Consider the following 17,573-nt stretch of genomic DNA (forward strand, 5'->3'; position numbering starts at 1 on the left):
TAATGACTGTGCTGCGTTTATACTTACTACTTTAGCTATCTCTGGTAATGATTTTCTTTTGATTGGCGAGATTATTCCTAAGTGCAAATATTTGAAACACTCATAATTTCTCACTTCTTTAAATATATCTTGATACTCTGCACAATATTCATCTACGATCGCAACTGTTGGGTGGGCGTCTCTAGCCAAATGTTTCAGGATTTGTAATTCTACATCCATTGCCCTGCTTACCTGAAGAGGTTTTTTCTTTTAATCCTTTTATTAAGAATACCCGGAAAGTGGCAGAAGAGGGATAAGAATAAAAGAAGATTGTCATAAAAATTACAGTCTCCGCTTTAATGTAACACAACTGTATGGAAGAGAGATAACATGATGTTTGTTAGATCTCAATATCTTATGTTTGAGATATTTGTAGCCAAATATCTCTAGTAGTAGATTAAACTGAAACAATGACAAACCCCGAAAATTCCAGGGTGAATATATGTTTGTTGTGCGTTTGAACCCAGAACTAACTTATCTCATCTATAAAATATGAAGGTGGAGTAAAAGGTGACTAGTATTGATAATCACGTCTTCTCTTTTTCAGGAGAAGTATTAATTCCTCAAGCTCCTCCTGAATACAAATCGGGGTTTATCGGCATTATTGGTCGTCCAAATGTCGGTAAATCTACTTTAATGAATCAATTAGTAGGTCAAAAAGTTGCTATTACCTCACCAGTAGCACAAACTACACGTAACCGTTTGCGGGGAATTTTAACAACACCAGAAGCACAGATAATTTTCGTCGATACACCGGGAATTCATAAACCCCATCATCAATTGGGGGAAGTCTTAGTGCGGAATGCCAAACTGGCCATTGAATCAGTAGATGTGGTGCTGTTTGTAGTCGATAGTACAGCAGCTTGTGGCGCAGGCGATCGCTACATTGCGGAGTTACTGACTCACAGCCAAACACCCGTAATTTTGGGACTGAATAAAACCGATCAGCAACCAGGGAATTCCCAGTTTATCGATGAAAGTTATCAGCAGTTAGGTGCAGCTAATCAATGGCCGACAGTGAAATTTTCCGCCAAGACGGCTATAGGATTGCCCGAACTGCAACAATTACTCATTGATAATTTAGAAACTGGCCCCTTATACTATCCGCCTGACTTGGTAACAGACCAACCAGAACGGTTTATTATGGGCGAATTAATTCGGGAACAAATTTTGTTATTAACCCGTGAAGAAGTACCGCATTCTGTGGCGATCGCCATTGATAAAGTCGAAGAAACCGCAACTATTACCCGTGTTCTCGCCACCATTCACGTCGAACGAGATTCGCAAAAAGGTATTTTAATTGGTAAAGGTGGCTCAATGCTCAAAGCCATTGGCAGTGAAGCCCGTGAACAAATTCAAAAACTCATCTCTGGCAAAGTATACCTGGAACTTTTCGTCAAAGTCCAGCCAAAATGGCGACAGTCTCGGCTAAATTTGGCAGAGTTTGGCTATCGCGTGGAAGAATAGAGAAAAGTCAAGAGTCAAAAGTCCCACCGCTTTTGACTCTTGACCCTTGACTCTGGACTATAGAAAAAATGTCTACCAATTCTAGCCATCCCTTAAATCTGCCAACTGATACACCTGTGTTACGGGTATTGATTGTGGAAGATGACCCGATGATGCAACTGGGACTAGAACAGTCATTGATGGCGCAACCCCAGTTAGAAATTGTCGGTCAAGCAGAAGATGGTTATTTAGGCGTGCAAGCCGCCTTAAAATTAAAACCAGATTTGGTAGTTATGGATATTGGTTTACCGCGTCTGGATGGAATAGCCGCTACGCAGCAAATTAAAGCCGCATTACCAGATACTCATGTCGTGATGCTGACATCTCACACCACCGAGACTGAAGTGATTGCGGCATTATCAAGTGGTGCAGATGCTTATTGTATCAAAGGTGCGAGTGTAGAAAGATTGTTAAAGGCGATCGCAGCTGCTGTTGATGGTGCGACTTATTTAGATCCGCAAATCGCCAGACGAGTAATTGACAACCTCAAACCCCCGACAACGCCGGGAAACACTGCTAACTTATCAACAAGAGAGTTAGAAGTTTTAAAACTGATGGTAGACGGTTTGAGTAACCCAGAAATCGCCGAAAGACTTTATCTCAGTCCCAACACCGTCAAAACCCATGTCCGCGGGATTATGAACAAACTAGCAGTTGACGATCGCGTTCAAGCTGCTGTAGTTGCACTGCGATCGGGTTTAGTATAGTGAAAAACTGCCAAACTTCTCTCACAACTCATGGCTGTCTTAAAGGAATGATAATCACAAATTCCGTACCATCGCCGGGAAATGAGATACAGTCAATAGTTCCATGATGATTTTCGGTCACAATTTGATAACTAATGGACATCCCCATACCAGTACCTTTACCAATTGGTTTTGTGGTGAAGAATGGGTCAAAAATGCGTTGTTTGATATCTTCTGGTATCCCTAACCCATTGTCAGTAATTTTAATCGCAATCTGATTGGGATTGACTATTTCTGTGCTAATGCGAATTTTGCTAGGAGATGCTTGAATTTCCTGTGGTGTACGTTGTTCATCTCTTTCTTCTAAGGTATCTATCGCATTAGTTAAAATATTCATAAATACTTGATTGAGTTGACCAGCATAGCACTCAATTAAAGGTAATTTTCCATATTCCTTAATGATTTTAATACCTGGATAATCAGGTTTTGCTTTGAGACGATTTTCGAGAATTAATAATGTACTATCAATGCCTTCATGAATATCAACGGCTTTATATTCAGCTTCATCAAGGCGAGAGAAATTTCGGAGAGACAGAACAATTTGCCTGATGCGATCGGCTCCTATTTTCATCGAAGATAATAACTTAGGCAAATCTGTCATTAAAAATTCTAAGTCTATCGCCGTAATTTCTTCTCGAATTACATCCACAGGATAGGGATAGTGTTCTTGATAGAGATTAATTAGGTTAAGTAAGTCATGAATGTAATTATTTGCTGGGGTGATATTACCATAAATAAAGTTAACTGGATTATTAATTTCATGAGCTACACCAGCTACTAATTGTCCCAAAGAAGACATTTTTTCACTTTGGATCATTTGGGTTTGAGTACGTTGTAATTCCTTGAGTGTCTCCTCTAGTTGTTGAGTTTGTTGTCTCAGTGCTGCTTCGGCATTTTTGCGATCGCGTGATTCAATTACCAGCCGCACAAAGTCAGTAATCGAGCCAATAAAACTTTCTTCTTCTAATGTCCACTGACGCTGAGTTCCCAAATGTTCACAACAAACTACACCAATTACTTCCCCTCTAGACCAAATTCTCGCATCAAGCATCGCCCCAATTCCCAGAGGAGTTGTATAAGTTGTCGAAAATTCTGAAGTACGAGGATCAGTATATACATCAGCAACAGCAATTATTTGTTCTTCTTTGAGAGCTTGAAAATACTTAGGGAAGTCGCAGACAAATAATTCTAAACCATCACTGTGGCAATTTTTCTCCTGTTCATATAAGTCAAAACATTGAATTCCTAAACTTTTTTCTGTATATAACCAAACACTAACCCGCGCCACATCAAGACCTAAACTAGCCACTTCTGTTATATATTGAATGGCAATTTGAAAATCATCATGTTGGAGCTTTTCACTTTGCACAAGTTGCTGTAGAGAATTACTATGTCTGCGAAAACGCTTCTCTGTTTCTTGGCGTTCATAAATTTCTTGTTCTAACTTATTGATTGTCTCACGCAGCAAAGTAGTTTCAATTTTATCTTTGGAAGCAATCATGCGAACTGAACCCACTAGAAATGAATTACCCTCCTCGTCGGATAATAGGCTTTTCTTTGTATATATGATGTGGGTTTCGCCTTGGCAATTTGTGATTAATTCCTCATTTTCATCAGTTAAGCCTGTGGTGAATACAAATTCATCTCTCTCCCAAAAAATATCCGCTTCTGTTTTATAGAAGAAATCATAGTCAGACTTCCCAATTAGTGTTGCTTGTTCATATCCGATTAGCTGACAGAAAGCATCATTGACGAACACCCACCTGTGTTGTCTGTCTTTAACAAAGATTGGATCTGTAATGGTGTTGAGAATACTCCACAGAAAAGTCTGAGAAGATTTTTGCGGAACAAAGTGGAAAAACGCCATCTTGCTAAATCCTGCAAGTACTGACTTTCTTCTAGGCATCTCATCACCAAATTAGTCATGAGTAGCACAAAAGATTGCCTAAGTTTTTATTTAGTATGCCCAAGATGCGTTTAAATACACTACTCCCAATTCCTTATTTATAAGGATTTACCCACAAAAGCTTATGAGTATACTTAAATACTTTCGCTATGCTCAGTAATCAGGGTGTAAGGAAATCTGGACTTATGCACCAAAATTGTCTGTGGGGATTGGGTGTAAGGGTTTTGAATACCTACACCCTGCTCTAAAACTTAATTTTCCGTTTTTTTGCGTAAGTCCTAAAAATAAATCAGTGCGCTATTTTAGTGATTATGCACCCTCTCCCACAGCCACAAAGAAGCCACAACACCGACAAAGTGAGCCGTAATCCCATTAATATTTGCCACTGCGACAAATACATCCAACGCCCGAATAATTTTGTTGGGGTCTGTAATTGCTACCCCTGGCGGTTGGGAAATTGATTTTGCTACCAAAACTCCTAAAGTTGAGCCAGCACCTAAAAGAGTTAATAATATACCGATTAAACTGACTATAATGCCTAATCTGATAGCGGCGATCGTATCTGCCTTACTGGGGTGTAAAGCGTGATTAGGATTTTCTAATCTTTTACCAAGGCGAGTATACCGAAAATCCCAGTACACGCTAAATAATAGAGCGACAATTCCGCAGACTGCCCAAAATATCCCAACTCCTAGACCTGCATTTGGTTGGTCTGCAAAGCCACGTCCAGTTGAAGCAAACAATACAGCTATACCAGAAACTACAGCAAGTCCTAGTTGTAACCAGAAAGTAATCCAGCCTGTCCAGTGAATAGTATTGCCAATTGCCTGAAGCGATGGTGCTAAAGTTCTTGCTTCTGTTTCTGTTTGCATATTAATTTCCATCTGTGGGAATTTCTGGGAACCCGCCCTCTATCTCCAGCATATTTTGGCTAGATCATCAAATACCCCTACCCACAGACAGAACGTGCAAACTCCCTCCAGGATGAATTAAGTACAGCATTTGTGTCTCAACGCTAGGTAGAGAGCTTATTCTTAAGCTGAATTCTGACTCCAAAATTCTGTATTCTTATATAAGTACCCAATCTATCTAAATAGATTATTCTGCAAACACTTTAGAGTAAAATTAATCCTTTAGATAGAGGAGGGCAAAGCCGATGACTCGTGTCATCATTGTGCGTCACGGTCAAAGTAGTTACAACGCTGAACGGCGTATTCAAGGACGCACTGATGCGTCAACGTTAACAGAAAAAGGTCGTCGAGATGCCAGTAAAGTAGGCAAAGCCCTCAGTAATATTGCGTTTAATGCGATTTATTGCAGTCCTCTGCAAAGAGCCAAACTCACAGCAGAGATTATTCACAGCGAGTTAGTCAATAATCCAGAGTCTACTGCTGTTCAGACTTCCGATAAATTATTGGAAATCGATTTGCCTTTGTGGGAGAGAATGCTAACTGCTGATGTGGAGCAGAAGTTTGCTGAAGACTATCGGATTTGGCACGAACATCCTCACGAATTGGTTATGCTGCTTAATAATGTCGAGGGAACTAGAGAGCATTTTCCAGTTCTGGCTTTGTACGAACAAGCAAAGCAATTTTGGCAAGGAATTTTGCCGCAACATCAAGGTAAAACCATTCTCATAGTCGGACATAACGGGATTAATCGTGCCTTAATTAGCACAGCACTGGGCATTCCTCCCAGCCGTTATCATGCCATCCAGCAATCTAACTGTGCTGTCACTGTACTGAATTTTGCTGGCGGATTGGATGAACCAGTCCAATTAGAATCGATGAATCAGACGCAACACATGGGAGAGAATTTACCATCCTTGCGTCCTAGTCACCAGGGAGTACGGTTGTTGTTGGTGCGTCACGGCGAAACAGAGTGGAACCGTCAAACCAGATTTCAAGGACAAATTGATGTTCCGTTGAATGACAATGGGAGGAATCAAGCCCAAAAAGCTGGTGAATTTCTCCAAGATGTAGCTATTGACTTTGCTGTTAGTAGTTCGATGCAACGTCCAAAAGAAACAGCGGAAATTATATTGCATCAACATCCCAGCATTCAGTTAGAACTGCAAGATGGTTTAAGAGAAATTAGTCATGGTCTTTGGGAAGGGAAATTAGAAGCAGAAATTGAACAAGAATTTCCTGGCGAACTGCACCGTTGGCGGACTATCCCCGCTGAGGTACAAATGCCAGAAGGAGAAAATTTACAACAAGTTTGGGAACGTAGTGTTGTGGCTTGGCAATCTATTGTGCAAACCGCATTAGATAATCAGCTGAAAACTGGATTAGTAGTGGCGCATGATGCGACTAATAAAACTTTGCTTTGTCATATTCTGGGTTTAACAGCCGAAAATTTCTGGAATTTCCGTCAAGGTAATGGTGCAGTGAGCGTGATTGACTATCCCAACGGATTAAATGGTTTTCCTGTTTTACAAGCAATGAATATTACGGCTCATTTAGGTGGTGGTGTTCTCGATAAAACCGCAGCTGGAGCATTATAAAACAGGGAGGAGTGACGAGTAAAATGTGAGGAATTAAGTTAAGTGTGAAAGTAAAGCCTAAATATTAGCAATCAAAGCATAGTTTGGGACATTAACAGATGATAAATATTAGACACCACAAGGGTTTTAATCCTGTTAGCTGTCACCTGCGATAACTCCTGACTCGTCACTCCTAACTTATGATTTTTATGACTGAACTTTTACAACAAGTACGAGTAATTGATCCGGTTTCTGGCACTGACCAAATAGCAGATGTCCTGATTGTTGATGGTAATATTCAAGCTGTAGCGGCACAAATTTCTGATGTTAATGCGGAGATTCTAGTTAGAGACTGTCGAGGATTAGTTCTGGGAACTGGGTTGGTAGATTTATATAGTCACTCTGGCGAACCAGGGTTTGAAGAACGAGAAACTTTGTCTTCGCTGTTGCAAGCTGCTACTGCTGGCGGCTTTACGAGAATTGGAATTTTACCTGATACTTCTCCCTCTATTGATCATCCGGCGCTGGTGGCGCAGTTGCAAAAGCAGAAAAGCACTTCTCCCCGGCTCCCCGGCTCCCTGGCTCCCCTGCTGAATATTTGGGGTGCAATTACCTTAGATGTGGCGGGAAAGCAGATGACGGAATTGGCTGATTTGGCGGCTGCGGGAGTTGTTGGTTTTACTGATAGTCATCCGTTGGATAATTTGGGTTTGGTGCGGCGAGTGCTGGAATATGTGCAGCCGTTGAATAAACCTGTGGCTTTTTGGCCTTGCGATCGCCAGCTTACCTCTAATGGTGTCATGCGTGAAGGGGCAAATGCACTGCGTTTTGGTTTACCACCAGTCCCCGCCAGTGCGGAAACAACGGCGATCGCTGCTTTGTTAGAATTAGTTGCGGCTACTGGTAATCCTCACGTTCATATTATGCGTGTTTCCACGGCGCGGAGTGTGGAATTAATAGCAGCAGCTAAGGCTGCTGGTTTACCCATCACCGCCAGCACTACTTGGATGCACTTATTATTAGATACTACAGCTATTCAAAGTTACGACACTAGTTTGCATTTAGACCCGCCTTTAGGTAATCCTAGTGATGTGCAGGCTTTGCGTACAGGTGTTCGCACTGGGGTAATTGATGCGATCGCCATCGACCATGCAGCTTATACTTATGAAGAAAAAGTCCAAGCCTTTGCCGAAGCACCAACCGGGGCAATTGGTTTTGAATTAGCATTGCCTTTGTTGTGGCAAAATCTGGTCGCAACTGGAGAATTTACAGCTTTAGAATTATGGCAAGCATTAAGCGCCAATCCCGCAAAATGTTTGGGACAGAAATTAAGTACATTGACTGCTAATCAAAAAGCTGAATTAACTTTATTTGACCCCGCACAAACTTGGAAAGTTGAAAGGAAAAATCTATATACACTTTCAAGTAATACACCTTGGTTGGGCAAAGAATTACAAGGTCGTGTTTTGCAAACTTGGTGTTAGCTTAGTTTGTGCGATCGCCTGACAAGTACCTGACTTTTCACAGGAGCTAGAAAACCCCACTTCCATTCCTCTCCCCTGCAAGGAGAGAGGCTTTAATTTTCCCCCTTCCCTGGTAGGGAAGGGGGTTAGGTTTAGTGTTCGTTTTTCCACATAAGGTGAAAAGTCAGGACAAGTACTACAGTTGAAAATGCTGAATTTGGCTAAAGTCGAGTTAGTGGTGAGTTAATTACAAAGCAGAAAAATTGGCTTTCCACAGCAATTTTCATGAGGACGTAGATTAAAAATGTTACTGCACTTGAGTACTTGGCAAGAAGTTGAAGCTTACCTAGAGCAGTCTAAGGGGATGATTTTTCCGATTGGTTCTACAGAACAACACGGGCCGACGGGGTTAATTGGTACTGATGCTATTTGTGCAGAAGCGATCGCTCGTGGTGTGGGTGAAGCAACTGGGGCGATCGTTGGCCCTACAATCAATGTGGGGATGGCGTTACACCATACAGCTTTTCCCGGCTCGATTAGTCTGCGTCCTAGCACGATGATTCAAGTGGTGCGAGATTATGTAAGTAGTTTAGTCAAAGTTGGTTTTAGCAAGTTCTACTTTATCAACGGCCACGGCGGTAACATTGCTACACTCAAAGCCGCTTTCTCGGAAACTTACGCTTACCTGGAAGATTTGCAAATTCCTCATGCTCATCAGGTGCAATGTCAAGTAGCCAATTGGTTTATGTGCAAATCTGTATACGAGTTGGCTAAAGAATTATACGGTGATCAAGAAGGTTCTCATGCTACCCCCAGTGAAGTAGCTGTAACTCAATTTGTTTATCCAGAAGCAATTAAGCAAGCATCCCTTTCACCAGAAGTTGCGCGTGGACACAACATTTATAGTGCAGCTGACTTTCGCAACCGTTACCCAGATGGGCGGATGGGTTCAAATCCTGCTTTAGCAACACCAGAACACGGTAAGCAGTTTTATGACTTGGCGGTGAAAGAACTTAGTAATGGATATTTGCAATTTCTGAACGCAGGTTAATGTCGTCTCCTGTAAGTTCGATGAACCTCTCCCCAACCCCTCTGTCTTGAAAAGTTTTGCGCCGGGAAACCCGGACGCGCAAACTTTTCGCTCCGAGGCGGAGAGGGGCAAAAATCTTTCTAGTTTGGAACGAAAAAATAAAGGTTTCAAAGCCTCTCCCACCGTGGGGGAGAGGTTTGGAGAGGGGTTTTTGACATCTGTCGTACGAATTACTTTTACTTCCACTCACCTTGTAAAGTGAAAGCCGCCCAATAATAAGGTGCAGTATATTTTTGAGTGCGCCAAATTTCTAGTTGTGCTGCTCGCAATGCCGCCGCAGGTTTTAATTTTGTTTTGAGCATTTTCTCGTAAAATGTTTTCATCAATTCTGATGTCGCTTGGTCATCTACACTCCACAAACTGACTACAACGCGTGGACTCCCAGCATACATAAATCCTCTAGTTAGTCCTACTAATCCTTCTCCTTTGACTTCTTCACCTAGTCCGGTTTGGCAAGCACTGAGTACGACTAGTTCTGCTTGCAGTTTGAGGTTGAAAACATCGTGCAGACGCAAAAAACCATTTTGCGGTTTTCCTGACTGATCAAATAATGACAATACAATGCCTGATAATTCTGGATGTTTGCTGTTGATAATGCCATGCGTGGCAAAATGCACGATGCTATATTGACTCAACTCATTACTAGTGGCGGTGGTACGACTAGCAGTAAAATCAACAGCTTGTTTGGCTTTGTTAGCTGGAACAAGAGCTAATATTTGTGCTGCTTCTTGGCGTGTAAAAGTTAAACGCTCAAAACTGATGTCTGCGTCTCTAGCCGCTCTGGTTAAAGCCAGACTGTTTAAATTATTTTCGGAAGCAACTAGGGTAGACGTTTGGCTTTTACCTTGGAGACGTTCATCATCTTGGCTAAAGATGGGATCTGCTAACACAACTAATGTTTTAGCTGCTGGTTGACGTTGTTTGTATTCACGCCGAAGGATGGCTACTGTAGATGCTGAAGGTAAAGTAATAATTTCGTGGTTCAGCAATAATGGTTCATAAGTGCTGGTTTCTTTGACATTGGGTTTAGTTAATGCGGCAAATGGGACATACTGTAAAGCACCATCGCTGACAATTACTAAACGTTTATTTTGCAGTTGAGTGGCTACTGGTGAAAGTATTAACTGAGATAGAGCATTAATAGATGAGTTGGGTTTCAGATATGGGCTGGTGATGGCTTGACGAAAGTTTTGTACAGCCGCTTCAATATCTGCGCGTTTGGGAAGTTCGTAACTAGTAATGTTTTTATTGCTAACTAGCCAAAGATAACTGCGCTTTTCTCCTAGAGAATATTCTAAAAGTAAAGTGTCATCATCCAGTACTTGCTGCTGAATTTGTGTTAGTGAAAGGGGTTGCAGTTGAGTGAGGGCTGCATAATTAGGACTAGTGGCGCGAATCTTGGCTTGGATTTGCTGATATTGTTCTAAAAGTGTTTCGCTTTCTGTTTCTAAAGCTTGTACCTGTGCTTCGGTAGGATTTCTACTTAATATTTGGATGCGACGTTTTTCTAAATTATCAAGTTGTTTTTGTAAGTTTTGTTGTTGAGAAATTAATTTCGGTTCTACACCTTGGCGAATATCCGCGTTAGCTTCACTCAGGAGTTCCAATAGACTGCGGGCGCGAGCGCGTTCACTGGTTTGCAGTGCTAAAGCGTCATATCCTCTGGATGGTTGCTGTTTGTGCAACTGCATGAGCAAATCAATGTAGAACTGATAATAGTTTTGGACTGTAGCAAAATACGAAGTTCGCAGTTCTTGAGAATTAATTTTGGTACGTTGGTCTTCAACAATGCTGATAACTGTTTTGATATTAGTCAGGGCTGCATTCAAATTTCCTTGATTACGTTGCACAGTGGCGATGTTATACAAAGCTAAAGCTTCTCCGTCTCTGTTTCCGACTAGTTTATATAAAGGTAGAGATTGCTGAAAATAATCTAATGCTCTTTGCTGTTCTCCTGAACCTAAATAGATATAGCCAATGTTACTAAAGTTAGCTGCTATCCCTAATTTATTTTCTACAGCTTGGAATAAAGGTAAGGATTGCTGGAAATAATTTAGGGCTTTTTGTTGGTCTTTTAAATCTAAGAAAACTCTGCCAATGTTGTTAATAGTCCGAGCTTCGCCTAATTTATCTCCTACATCTCGCCTGAGAACCAGGGATTTCTGAAAATAATCTAGCGCCTTTTGTTGTTCTCCAGTCATTAAGTAAATTGTTCCGATGTTGTTGAGGGTACTAGCTTCTGATGACTTATCTTTTGTTTGTTGATATAAAGGCAAGGATTGCTGGAAATACTCTAAAGCTTTTTGTTGTTCTCCTAAATCGGAGTAGACTTTGCCAATGTTGTTGAGAGTGCGAGCTTCACCTGGTTTGTCTGCTACCTGTCGCCTGAGAGCAAGAGATTGTTCAAAATAATCTAGGGCTTTTTGCTGTTCACCTAAATCTAAGTAGACATTACCAATATTGTTAATAGTTATCGCTTCTCCGGCTCTATCTCCCATTTTTTGTTTGAGTAATAAAGCTCGTTGAAAATACTCTATTGCTTTTTGGAGTTCGCCGGTATTTGAATAAACATTACCAATGTTGTTGAGGGTGATACTTTCACCTTTTTGATCTCCAATTTGTCGCCGGAGGACTAAGGCTTGATTTAAATAATCTAGTGCTTTTGGCTGTTGTCCTAAATCTGAGTAAATTTTGCCAAGGTGAGCAACAGTAAAGGCTTGTGATTGGCGATCGCCTACTTTACGATATACTACAAGCGCTTGCTCAAAAAGTTTAATTGCCTGCCTTAAAGATTCTCCTGTTCCTTGCTCATATAGTTGCTTGGCTTTTTGATAAGTTTCATCAGCCGCAGTTGTATCTGCTGGTTTTGTTTGTTTCAACTGTGCAGTATGTCCTGAACGCTGCCCAGTTATTGCCATACTGAATGGTGAAAATAATAATATAATGCTGCTGAACAGAATACTGCGACCGACTACAAATAGAATAAATTGCCATTGTAGTGATTTACATTGCTTCAATTTGTTCATAAAAGTTCCTTGTTGGCTTTGCAGTTTGAGATTTTTATAGAGTTAGAATTCCCAAAAACAAATAGAAAATTGCGGCAATTATCATCATTAATTTATCGAACCGCCGAGGGGCGCAGAGTTTTGCCTAATTTTATTAGCAATGTATTAATTACCTCAGCAGATTAGGAAACGCTACAATATCACGAGTATTAAAGACTCGTCCGTGAATATCAAACACTCGTTCGCGAGTATCAAAGACTCATTCACGAATATCAAAGACTCATTCACGAATATCAAAGACTCATTCGCGAGTATCAAACACTCGTTCGCGAATATCAAACACTCGTCCGCGAATATCAAACACTCGTCCGCGAATATCAAACACTCGTTCGCGAATATCAAACACTCGTTCGCGAATATCAAACACTCGTCCGCGAATATCAAACACTCGTCCGCGAATATCAAACACTTGTCCGCGAGTATCAAACACTCGTCCGCGAGTAAAAAATACTCATTAATCTAGCTGCGATACTCATCCACAAGCTAAAATATTTGTCTACTCGTTTCTTCCCTGTCGCCTTTTTCGCAGCTATGACCAATTTCTTCCGCGCCAATGTTGATGCAATGGCTAGTTACGTCCCTGGTGAACAGCCGAAACGCGGTACTCAAGTTATTAAACTCAACAGTAACGAAAATCCTTACCCTCCCTCACCAAATGCTTTAGCTGCACTCCAAAATATTGACGGTGAGTGGTTGCGACGTTACCCTGAACCATTTGGCGACCAGTTTCGTCAAGCTGCAAGTCAGGTTTTAGGAGTACCCAGTGATTGGATTATTGTTGGTAATGGCAGTGATGAAATTTTAAATGTTGTCATACGAGCTTGTACAGAACCAGGGCGCAAGGTAGTTTATCCAACACCAACTTATGTTCTGTACCGTACACTTACAGAAATGCAGTCAGCAGATATTGTCGAAATTCATTACACGGAAGACTACAAGTTACCAGTAGCAGAATTAATTGCTGTGAATGGTGCTGTCACATTCATTGCTTCACCTAACAGTCCTTCTGGTCATGTTGTACCTATCGAAGATTTAGAAAAATTAGCCAGTCAGTTATCTGGGGTGTTAGTAGTTGATGAAGCTTACGTAGATTTTGCTGAAGCCGATGCTTTGGCTTTGGTCAAGGAATATGAGAATGTGATGATTATCCGCACCTTATCGAAAGGTTACTCCTTAGCGGGTTTGCGCTTGGGCTTTGGTGTAGCGAATCCCAAGTTGTTGCAGGGATTGTTTAAGGTCAAGGATAGTTATAATATTGATGCGATCGCCTGTACAGTTGCCACAGCCGCTATCATTGACCAAGCTTATAAAAACGCTTGTGTAGCCAAAATTAAAGCATCACGAACTCAACTCACCGCAGAATTCAGACAATTAGGTTTCCAGGTTTGGGATTCTCACACCAACTTTTTACTAGTCCAACCGCCACAAGGAAACGCTAAATATCTCTACCAAAAGCTCAAGGAACAACAAATTCTCATCCGCTACTTCCCCCATCCAGGACTGGTAGATAAACTCCGCATCACTATTGGTACAGATGAGCAAAATCAAGTGTTAGTAAATGCCATCAAGGCATTACTCTAATCAAGAATTTAGATATATTTGTAGTCGCATAGGTTAGGACATATGATGAGCGTGAATGCTAGGAACAGTAATAGTTTTGCCTCCTGCCTTCTGCCTTCTGCCTTCTGCGATAAAATAAATTGCTGCTCCTCAGGTCGCTATATGAGTGAATGGTATAAAGAAGACCTCGCCTTTATCCATGATGATGGTTTTCGTGATTATGCGCTCAAATCGGCTCCCGGTATTCTGGAAATTCTAGCGCAGAATAAAATTAACTCAGGTTTAGTGGTGGACTTGGGTTGTGGTAGTGGATTATGGGCAAAAGAACTTATCAAGTCTAATTATCAGGTATTGGGAGTTGATATTTCTGAATCGTTAATTGCGATCGCCCAAAAAAGAGTACCCCAAGCAAAGTTTCAAGTTGGTTCACTATTTAAAGTTGAAATTCCCCTATGTCAAGCTGTCACTTCCATTGGTGAATGCTTAAGTTACTTGTTTGATTCTGACAACAACCGCAAAACACTAATTCAGCTATTCCAGCGCATCTATCAAGCTTTAATTCCTGGTGGTGCCTTCATTTTTGATATTGTGGAAGCGGGACAAATCGCCATCGGAAATAAAACTAAAAATTATACGGAAGGAAAGGATTGGGTTGTATTGGTTGAGAAAGAAGAATTGCGATCGCAAAACATTTTAACCCGCAAAATTATTACTTTCCGCAAAGTCGGAGAATACTACAAGCGCGATGACGAAATACATCATGTGCGATTATACAGAGCAACGCAAATAGCCACAGATTTGCGACAAATTGGCTTTCGTGTGCAAACAACTCGTAATTATGGCAGTTACTATTTGCCAAAAGGTAATGTAGCGTTTATCGCCCGTAAACCATTTTCTAATTAGACCAGAGGCAAAGCTGAGGATCAAAAGTACATTCAACATTAGCAAACAAGTTTGGACAAGAGATATAGAAGAATTGGGAATAGCCAAAAAACGCCTTCAAAGACAAACACAAGCGAAAGAAAGCCAACGTTGGTTAGATGGACTAGAGCAAACCCATTAGAAAAATGAACCGCACTTTTAGGTAGGCAAATACTATTCCATCTCATGCCCAGACTTTCTTTATTTGTCAATATCTGCTAGGCATCATCACCGTGAAATTACCTCTAGAAATAGCTTTCAGCTTTGTTAAGAAAGATGTGACTAATGGATAGCTTTCCAGGGGAGAGGTTTGGAGAGGGGTTGAAAAAATAAGTTGCACATCGCGTAATATCGCTTTTGGTTGAATACTTATCGTGCTTTGCTTAAGGTAAAGAAGTATTGAGGTGGGCGAATTATGGAAATCAATCACAATCATGCTGAAACATTAACAGCACTGCAAGAATTAATTGATGTTGTGGCAAAATTGCGATCGCCTGATGGGGGTTGTCCTTGGGATTTGGTACAAACGCCCGAAACCCTAATACCCTACGTAATTGAAGAAGCTTATGAAGTGGTGGATGCGATTAAAAGTGGTGATCAAGGCGCAATTTCTGAAGAATTAGGCGATTTACTCTTACAAGTTGTTTTACAAGCCCAAATCGCCAGGGAATCACAACAATTTTCTCTCAAAGAAGTCGCGCAAGGTATTTCTCAAAAACTCATTCGCCGCCATCCCCATGTTTTTGGTGATGTGTCTGTACAGAATATCGATGAGGTGCGACAAAACTGGGAACAAATTAAAGCGGCGGAGAAAGGCGAAGCAACTCCCGCAAAGCACCAACTCAGTGCCAAACTCAGCCGTTATGGACGCACTCTTCCCCCATTGATGGCGGCAATGAAAATTTCTCACAAAGCAGCGGCGGTGGGCTTTGAATGGGAAAATATTGATGGCGTGTGGACTAAGTTTCACGAAGAATTAGGCGAATTCCAGCAAGCTTTGGCAGAGGAAACACCAGAACGCCAACAAGCAGAGTTAGGCGATTTATTATTTGCGGTGATTCAGTTAGCCCGTTGGTATAATCTTGACCCTAGCGCCGCTTTGCAGGGGACAAATCAGCGGTTTGTGCAGAGATTACAAAAAATGGAGGCAGTGGTTGACCGCCCCCTCTCTGATTACAGTTTGGATGAGTTAGAAATGCTCTGGCAACAGGCAAAAGCCCAACTTGCCCAAGAGCTTTGATACATACTAGGTTACAGTTTGATGGTAACAGTCTTAACTTCGGTATATTGTTGCAAGCCATATTCACCTAGTTCGCGGCCGATACCTGATTGCTTGAAGCCACCAAAGGGCGCAGCAGCATCGAACACATCGTAGCAATTTACCCAGACTGTACCTGCACGAAGATTGTTGGCGATCGCATGGGCTTTGGTAATATCTTGAGTCCACACAGCAGCGGCGAGTCCGTACATGGTGTTGTTTGCCCGTTCAATGACTTCGTGAATATCCTTGAATTTAATGATGCTCATGACTGGGCCAAAGATTTCTTCTTGGGCAATTTTCATGTCATCACGCACATCAGCAAAAATTGTCGGGGCAATGAAGTAACCGTGATCGCCTACTTGCTTGCCACCACAAAGCATCTGAGCGCCTTCCCGCATCCCAGATTCGATATAACCCATGACTTTGTTAAATTGTTCTTGGTCTACCTGCGGCCCTTGGTCTGTCTTAGAATCAAAGGGATCGCCAACAACTCTATTTCTGGCTCTTTCAACGCTTCTAGCCACAAATTCGTCGTAGCATTTTTCTTCGACGAACAACCGCGAACCAGCACAACAGCATTGACCTTGGTTAAAGAATAAGGCTTCATGAGAACCTGCGATCGCCGCATCCATATCTGCGTCGGCAAATACTATATTCGGACTCTTACCACCAAGTTCTAAAGTGACACGCTTGAGATTACTTTTAGCAGCCGCTTCCATAATCAGGTGTCCCACTTCCGTAGAACCTGTGAAAGCAACTTTGTCGATATCCATGTGATTTGCGATCGCTGCCCCAGCCGTTGGGCCATATCCTGATAAAAGATTCACCACCCCAGCCGGAAAACCAGCCTCAATAATTAACTCTCCCACCCGCAAAGCAGATAAAGGCGTTTGTTCAGCCGTTTTCATCACCACAGTATTACCCGTTGCCAAAGCTGGGGCTAACTTCCACGCCTGCATTAACAAGGGGAAATTCCACGGGATAATTTGCCCAACTACCCCCACAGGCTCATGGCGGGTGTAGCAAAAGTAAGACCCATTAATGGGGATAGTTTTACCTTGGACTTTATCAGCCCAACCTGCATAGTAGCGATAGCAGGCAATAACTAAACCCAAATCTCCTAAAGAATTTTGTAATGGTTTGCCGTTATCCAGGGTTTCCAGTCGCGCTAACTCGTCAATATTTTGCTCAATTAAGTCGGCTAACTTGTAGAGCAATTCGCCGCGACGGGTTGCAGACATATTACGCCATTCCCCACGGTTAAAGGCGTTAAGCGCTGCTTGCACTGCTTTATCGACATCGGCTGCATTGGCTTCTGCAACTTCGCAGATAATTTCACCTGTACTGGGATTAATCGTTGCAAATCGACTACCGCTGACACTATCTACCCACTCATTATTAATCAGCAGTTTGGTTGGGCCGATTTTGACCTGTTGCTTCGGTTCTGTCGTTGTAACCATCAGGCCCTCCTTCAGCTTTGGGAGAAAAATTAGCTTAAATCTATTAATTATGTTGTCGGGAATACAGCATC

General features: G+C 41.8%; 13 protein-coding genes and 1 pseudogene. 8 read left to right on the forward strand and 6 right to left on the reverse strand.

Annotation, left to right across the window (positions count from 1 at the left end; translation table 11 throughout):
- Window positions 1-219, reverse strand: a pseudogene (locus tag IQ244_RS09410) (IS701 family transposase); the annotation flags it as partial.
- 330 nt (window positions 220-549) lie between these two features.
- Between IQ244_RS09410 and era the strand changes: the two are divergent.
- Window positions 550-1,506, forward strand: coding sequence for a GTPase Era (gene era, locus IQ244_RS09415; RefSeq protein ID WP_193892620.1), 957 nt, complete (start codon window positions 550-552; stop codon window positions 1,504-1,506).
- A 68-nt stretch (window positions 1,507-1,574) separates the two neighbouring features.
- Window positions 1,575-2,252, forward strand: a complete 678-nt coding sequence (locus tag IQ244_RS09420) for a response regulator (protein WP_193892622.1) — start codon at window positions 1,575-1,577, stop codon at window positions 2,250-2,252.
- A 28-nt stretch (window positions 2,253-2,280) separates the two neighbouring features.
- Here IQ244_RS09420 and IQ244_RS09425 read toward each other — a convergent pair whose 3' ends face one another.
- Window positions 2,281-4,197, reverse strand: coding sequence for an ATP-binding protein (locus IQ244_RS09425; protein WP_193892624.1), 1,917 nt, complete (start codon window positions 4,195-4,197; stop codon window positions 2,281-2,283).
- 302 nt (window positions 4,198-4,499) lie between these two features.
- Window positions 4,500-5,069 (reverse strand): DUF3611 family protein, encoded by a 570-nt coding sequence (locus IQ244_RS09430; RefSeq protein WP_193892625.1) that lies wholly within the window; start codon window positions 5,067-5,069, stop codon window positions 4,500-4,502.
- A 284-nt stretch (window positions 5,070-5,353) separates the two neighbouring features.
- Between IQ244_RS09430 and IQ244_RS09435 the strand changes: the two genes are divergently transcribed.
- The 3 genes from IQ244_RS09435 to IQ244_RS09445 all read left to right on the forward strand — a co-directional run bounded on the left by IQ244_RS09435 (window position 5,354) and on the right by IQ244_RS09445 (window position 9,196).
- Window positions 5,354-6,703, forward strand: coding sequence for a histidine phosphatase family protein (locus IQ244_RS09435; RefSeq protein ID WP_193892627.1), 1,350 nt, complete (start codon window positions 5,354-5,356; stop codon window positions 6,701-6,703).
- A 179-nt stretch (window positions 6,704-6,882) separates the two neighbouring features.
- The gene (locus IQ244_RS09440; RefSeq protein WP_193892629.1) at window positions 6,883-8,166 is read left to right on the forward strand and encodes a dihydroorotase; all 1,284 of its coding nucleotides are present in this window, start codon (window positions 6,883-6,885) and stop codon (window positions 8,164-8,166) included.
- Between the two features lie 283 nt (window positions 8,167-8,449).
- Entirely contained in the window at window positions 8,450-9,196 is a 747-nt protein-coding gene (locus IQ244_RS09445) for a creatininase family protein (protein ID WP_193892632.1), read from the forward strand.
- Between the two features lie 215 nt (window positions 9,197-9,411).
- Here IQ244_RS09445 and IQ244_RS09450 read toward each other — a convergent pair whose 3' ends face one another.
- Together IQ244_RS09450 and IQ244_RS09455 are read right to left on the reverse strand one after the other, a co-directional pair.
- On the reverse strand, window positions 9,412-12,153 hold the full coding sequence (locus IQ244_RS09450; RefSeq protein WP_228058827.1) for a CHAT domain-containing tetratricopeptide repeat protein: 2,742 nt from the start codon (window positions 12,151-12,153) through the stop codon (window positions 9,412-9,414).
- Between the two features lie 388 nt (window positions 12,154-12,541).
- The gene (locus IQ244_RS09455; protein WP_193892637.1) at window positions 12,542-12,730 is read right to left on the reverse strand and encodes a hypothetical protein; all 189 of its coding nucleotides are present in this window, start codon (window positions 12,728-12,730) and stop codon (window positions 12,542-12,544) included.
- Window positions 12,731-12,831: 101 nt separating this feature from the next.
- Between IQ244_RS09455 and hisC the strand changes: the two genes are divergently transcribed.
- The 3 genes from hisC (at window position 12,832) to mazG (ending at window position 16,021) form a co-directional block, all read left to right on the forward strand.
- Window positions 12,832-13,881 (forward strand): histidinol-phosphate transaminase, encoded by a 1,050-nt coding sequence (gene hisC / locus IQ244_RS09460; protein ID WP_193892640.1) that lies wholly within the window; start codon window positions 12,832-12,834, stop codon window positions 13,879-13,881.
- 141 nt (window positions 13,882-14,022) lie between these two features.
- Complete coding sequence (locus tag IQ244_RS09465; protein ID WP_193892643.1) at window positions 14,023-14,763, forward strand: class I SAM-dependent methyltransferase; 741 nt, start codon at window positions 14,023-14,025, stop codon at window positions 14,761-14,763.
- A gap of 433 nt (window positions 14,764-15,196) precedes the next feature.
- Complete coding sequence (mazG, locus tag IQ244_RS09470) at window positions 15,197-16,021, forward strand: nucleoside triphosphate pyrophosphohydrolase (RefSeq protein ID WP_193892646.1); 825 nt, start codon at window positions 15,197-15,199, stop codon at window positions 16,019-16,021.
- 11 nt (window positions 16,022-16,032) lie between these two features.
- Here the strand turns inward: mazG and IQ244_RS09475 are convergent, their stop codons facing one another.
- Window positions 16,033-17,502, reverse strand: a complete 1,470-nt coding sequence (locus IQ244_RS09475) for an aldehyde dehydrogenase family protein (protein WP_193892649.1) — start codon at window positions 17,500-17,502, stop codon at window positions 16,033-16,035.
- Between the last annotated feature and the right edge of the window lie 71 nt (window positions 17,503-17,573).

Source organism: Nostoc sp. LEGE 06077, assembly GCF_015207705.1.
Lineage (GTDB): Bacteria > Cyanobacteriota > Cyanobacteriia > Cyanobacteriales > Nostocaceae > Nostoc_B.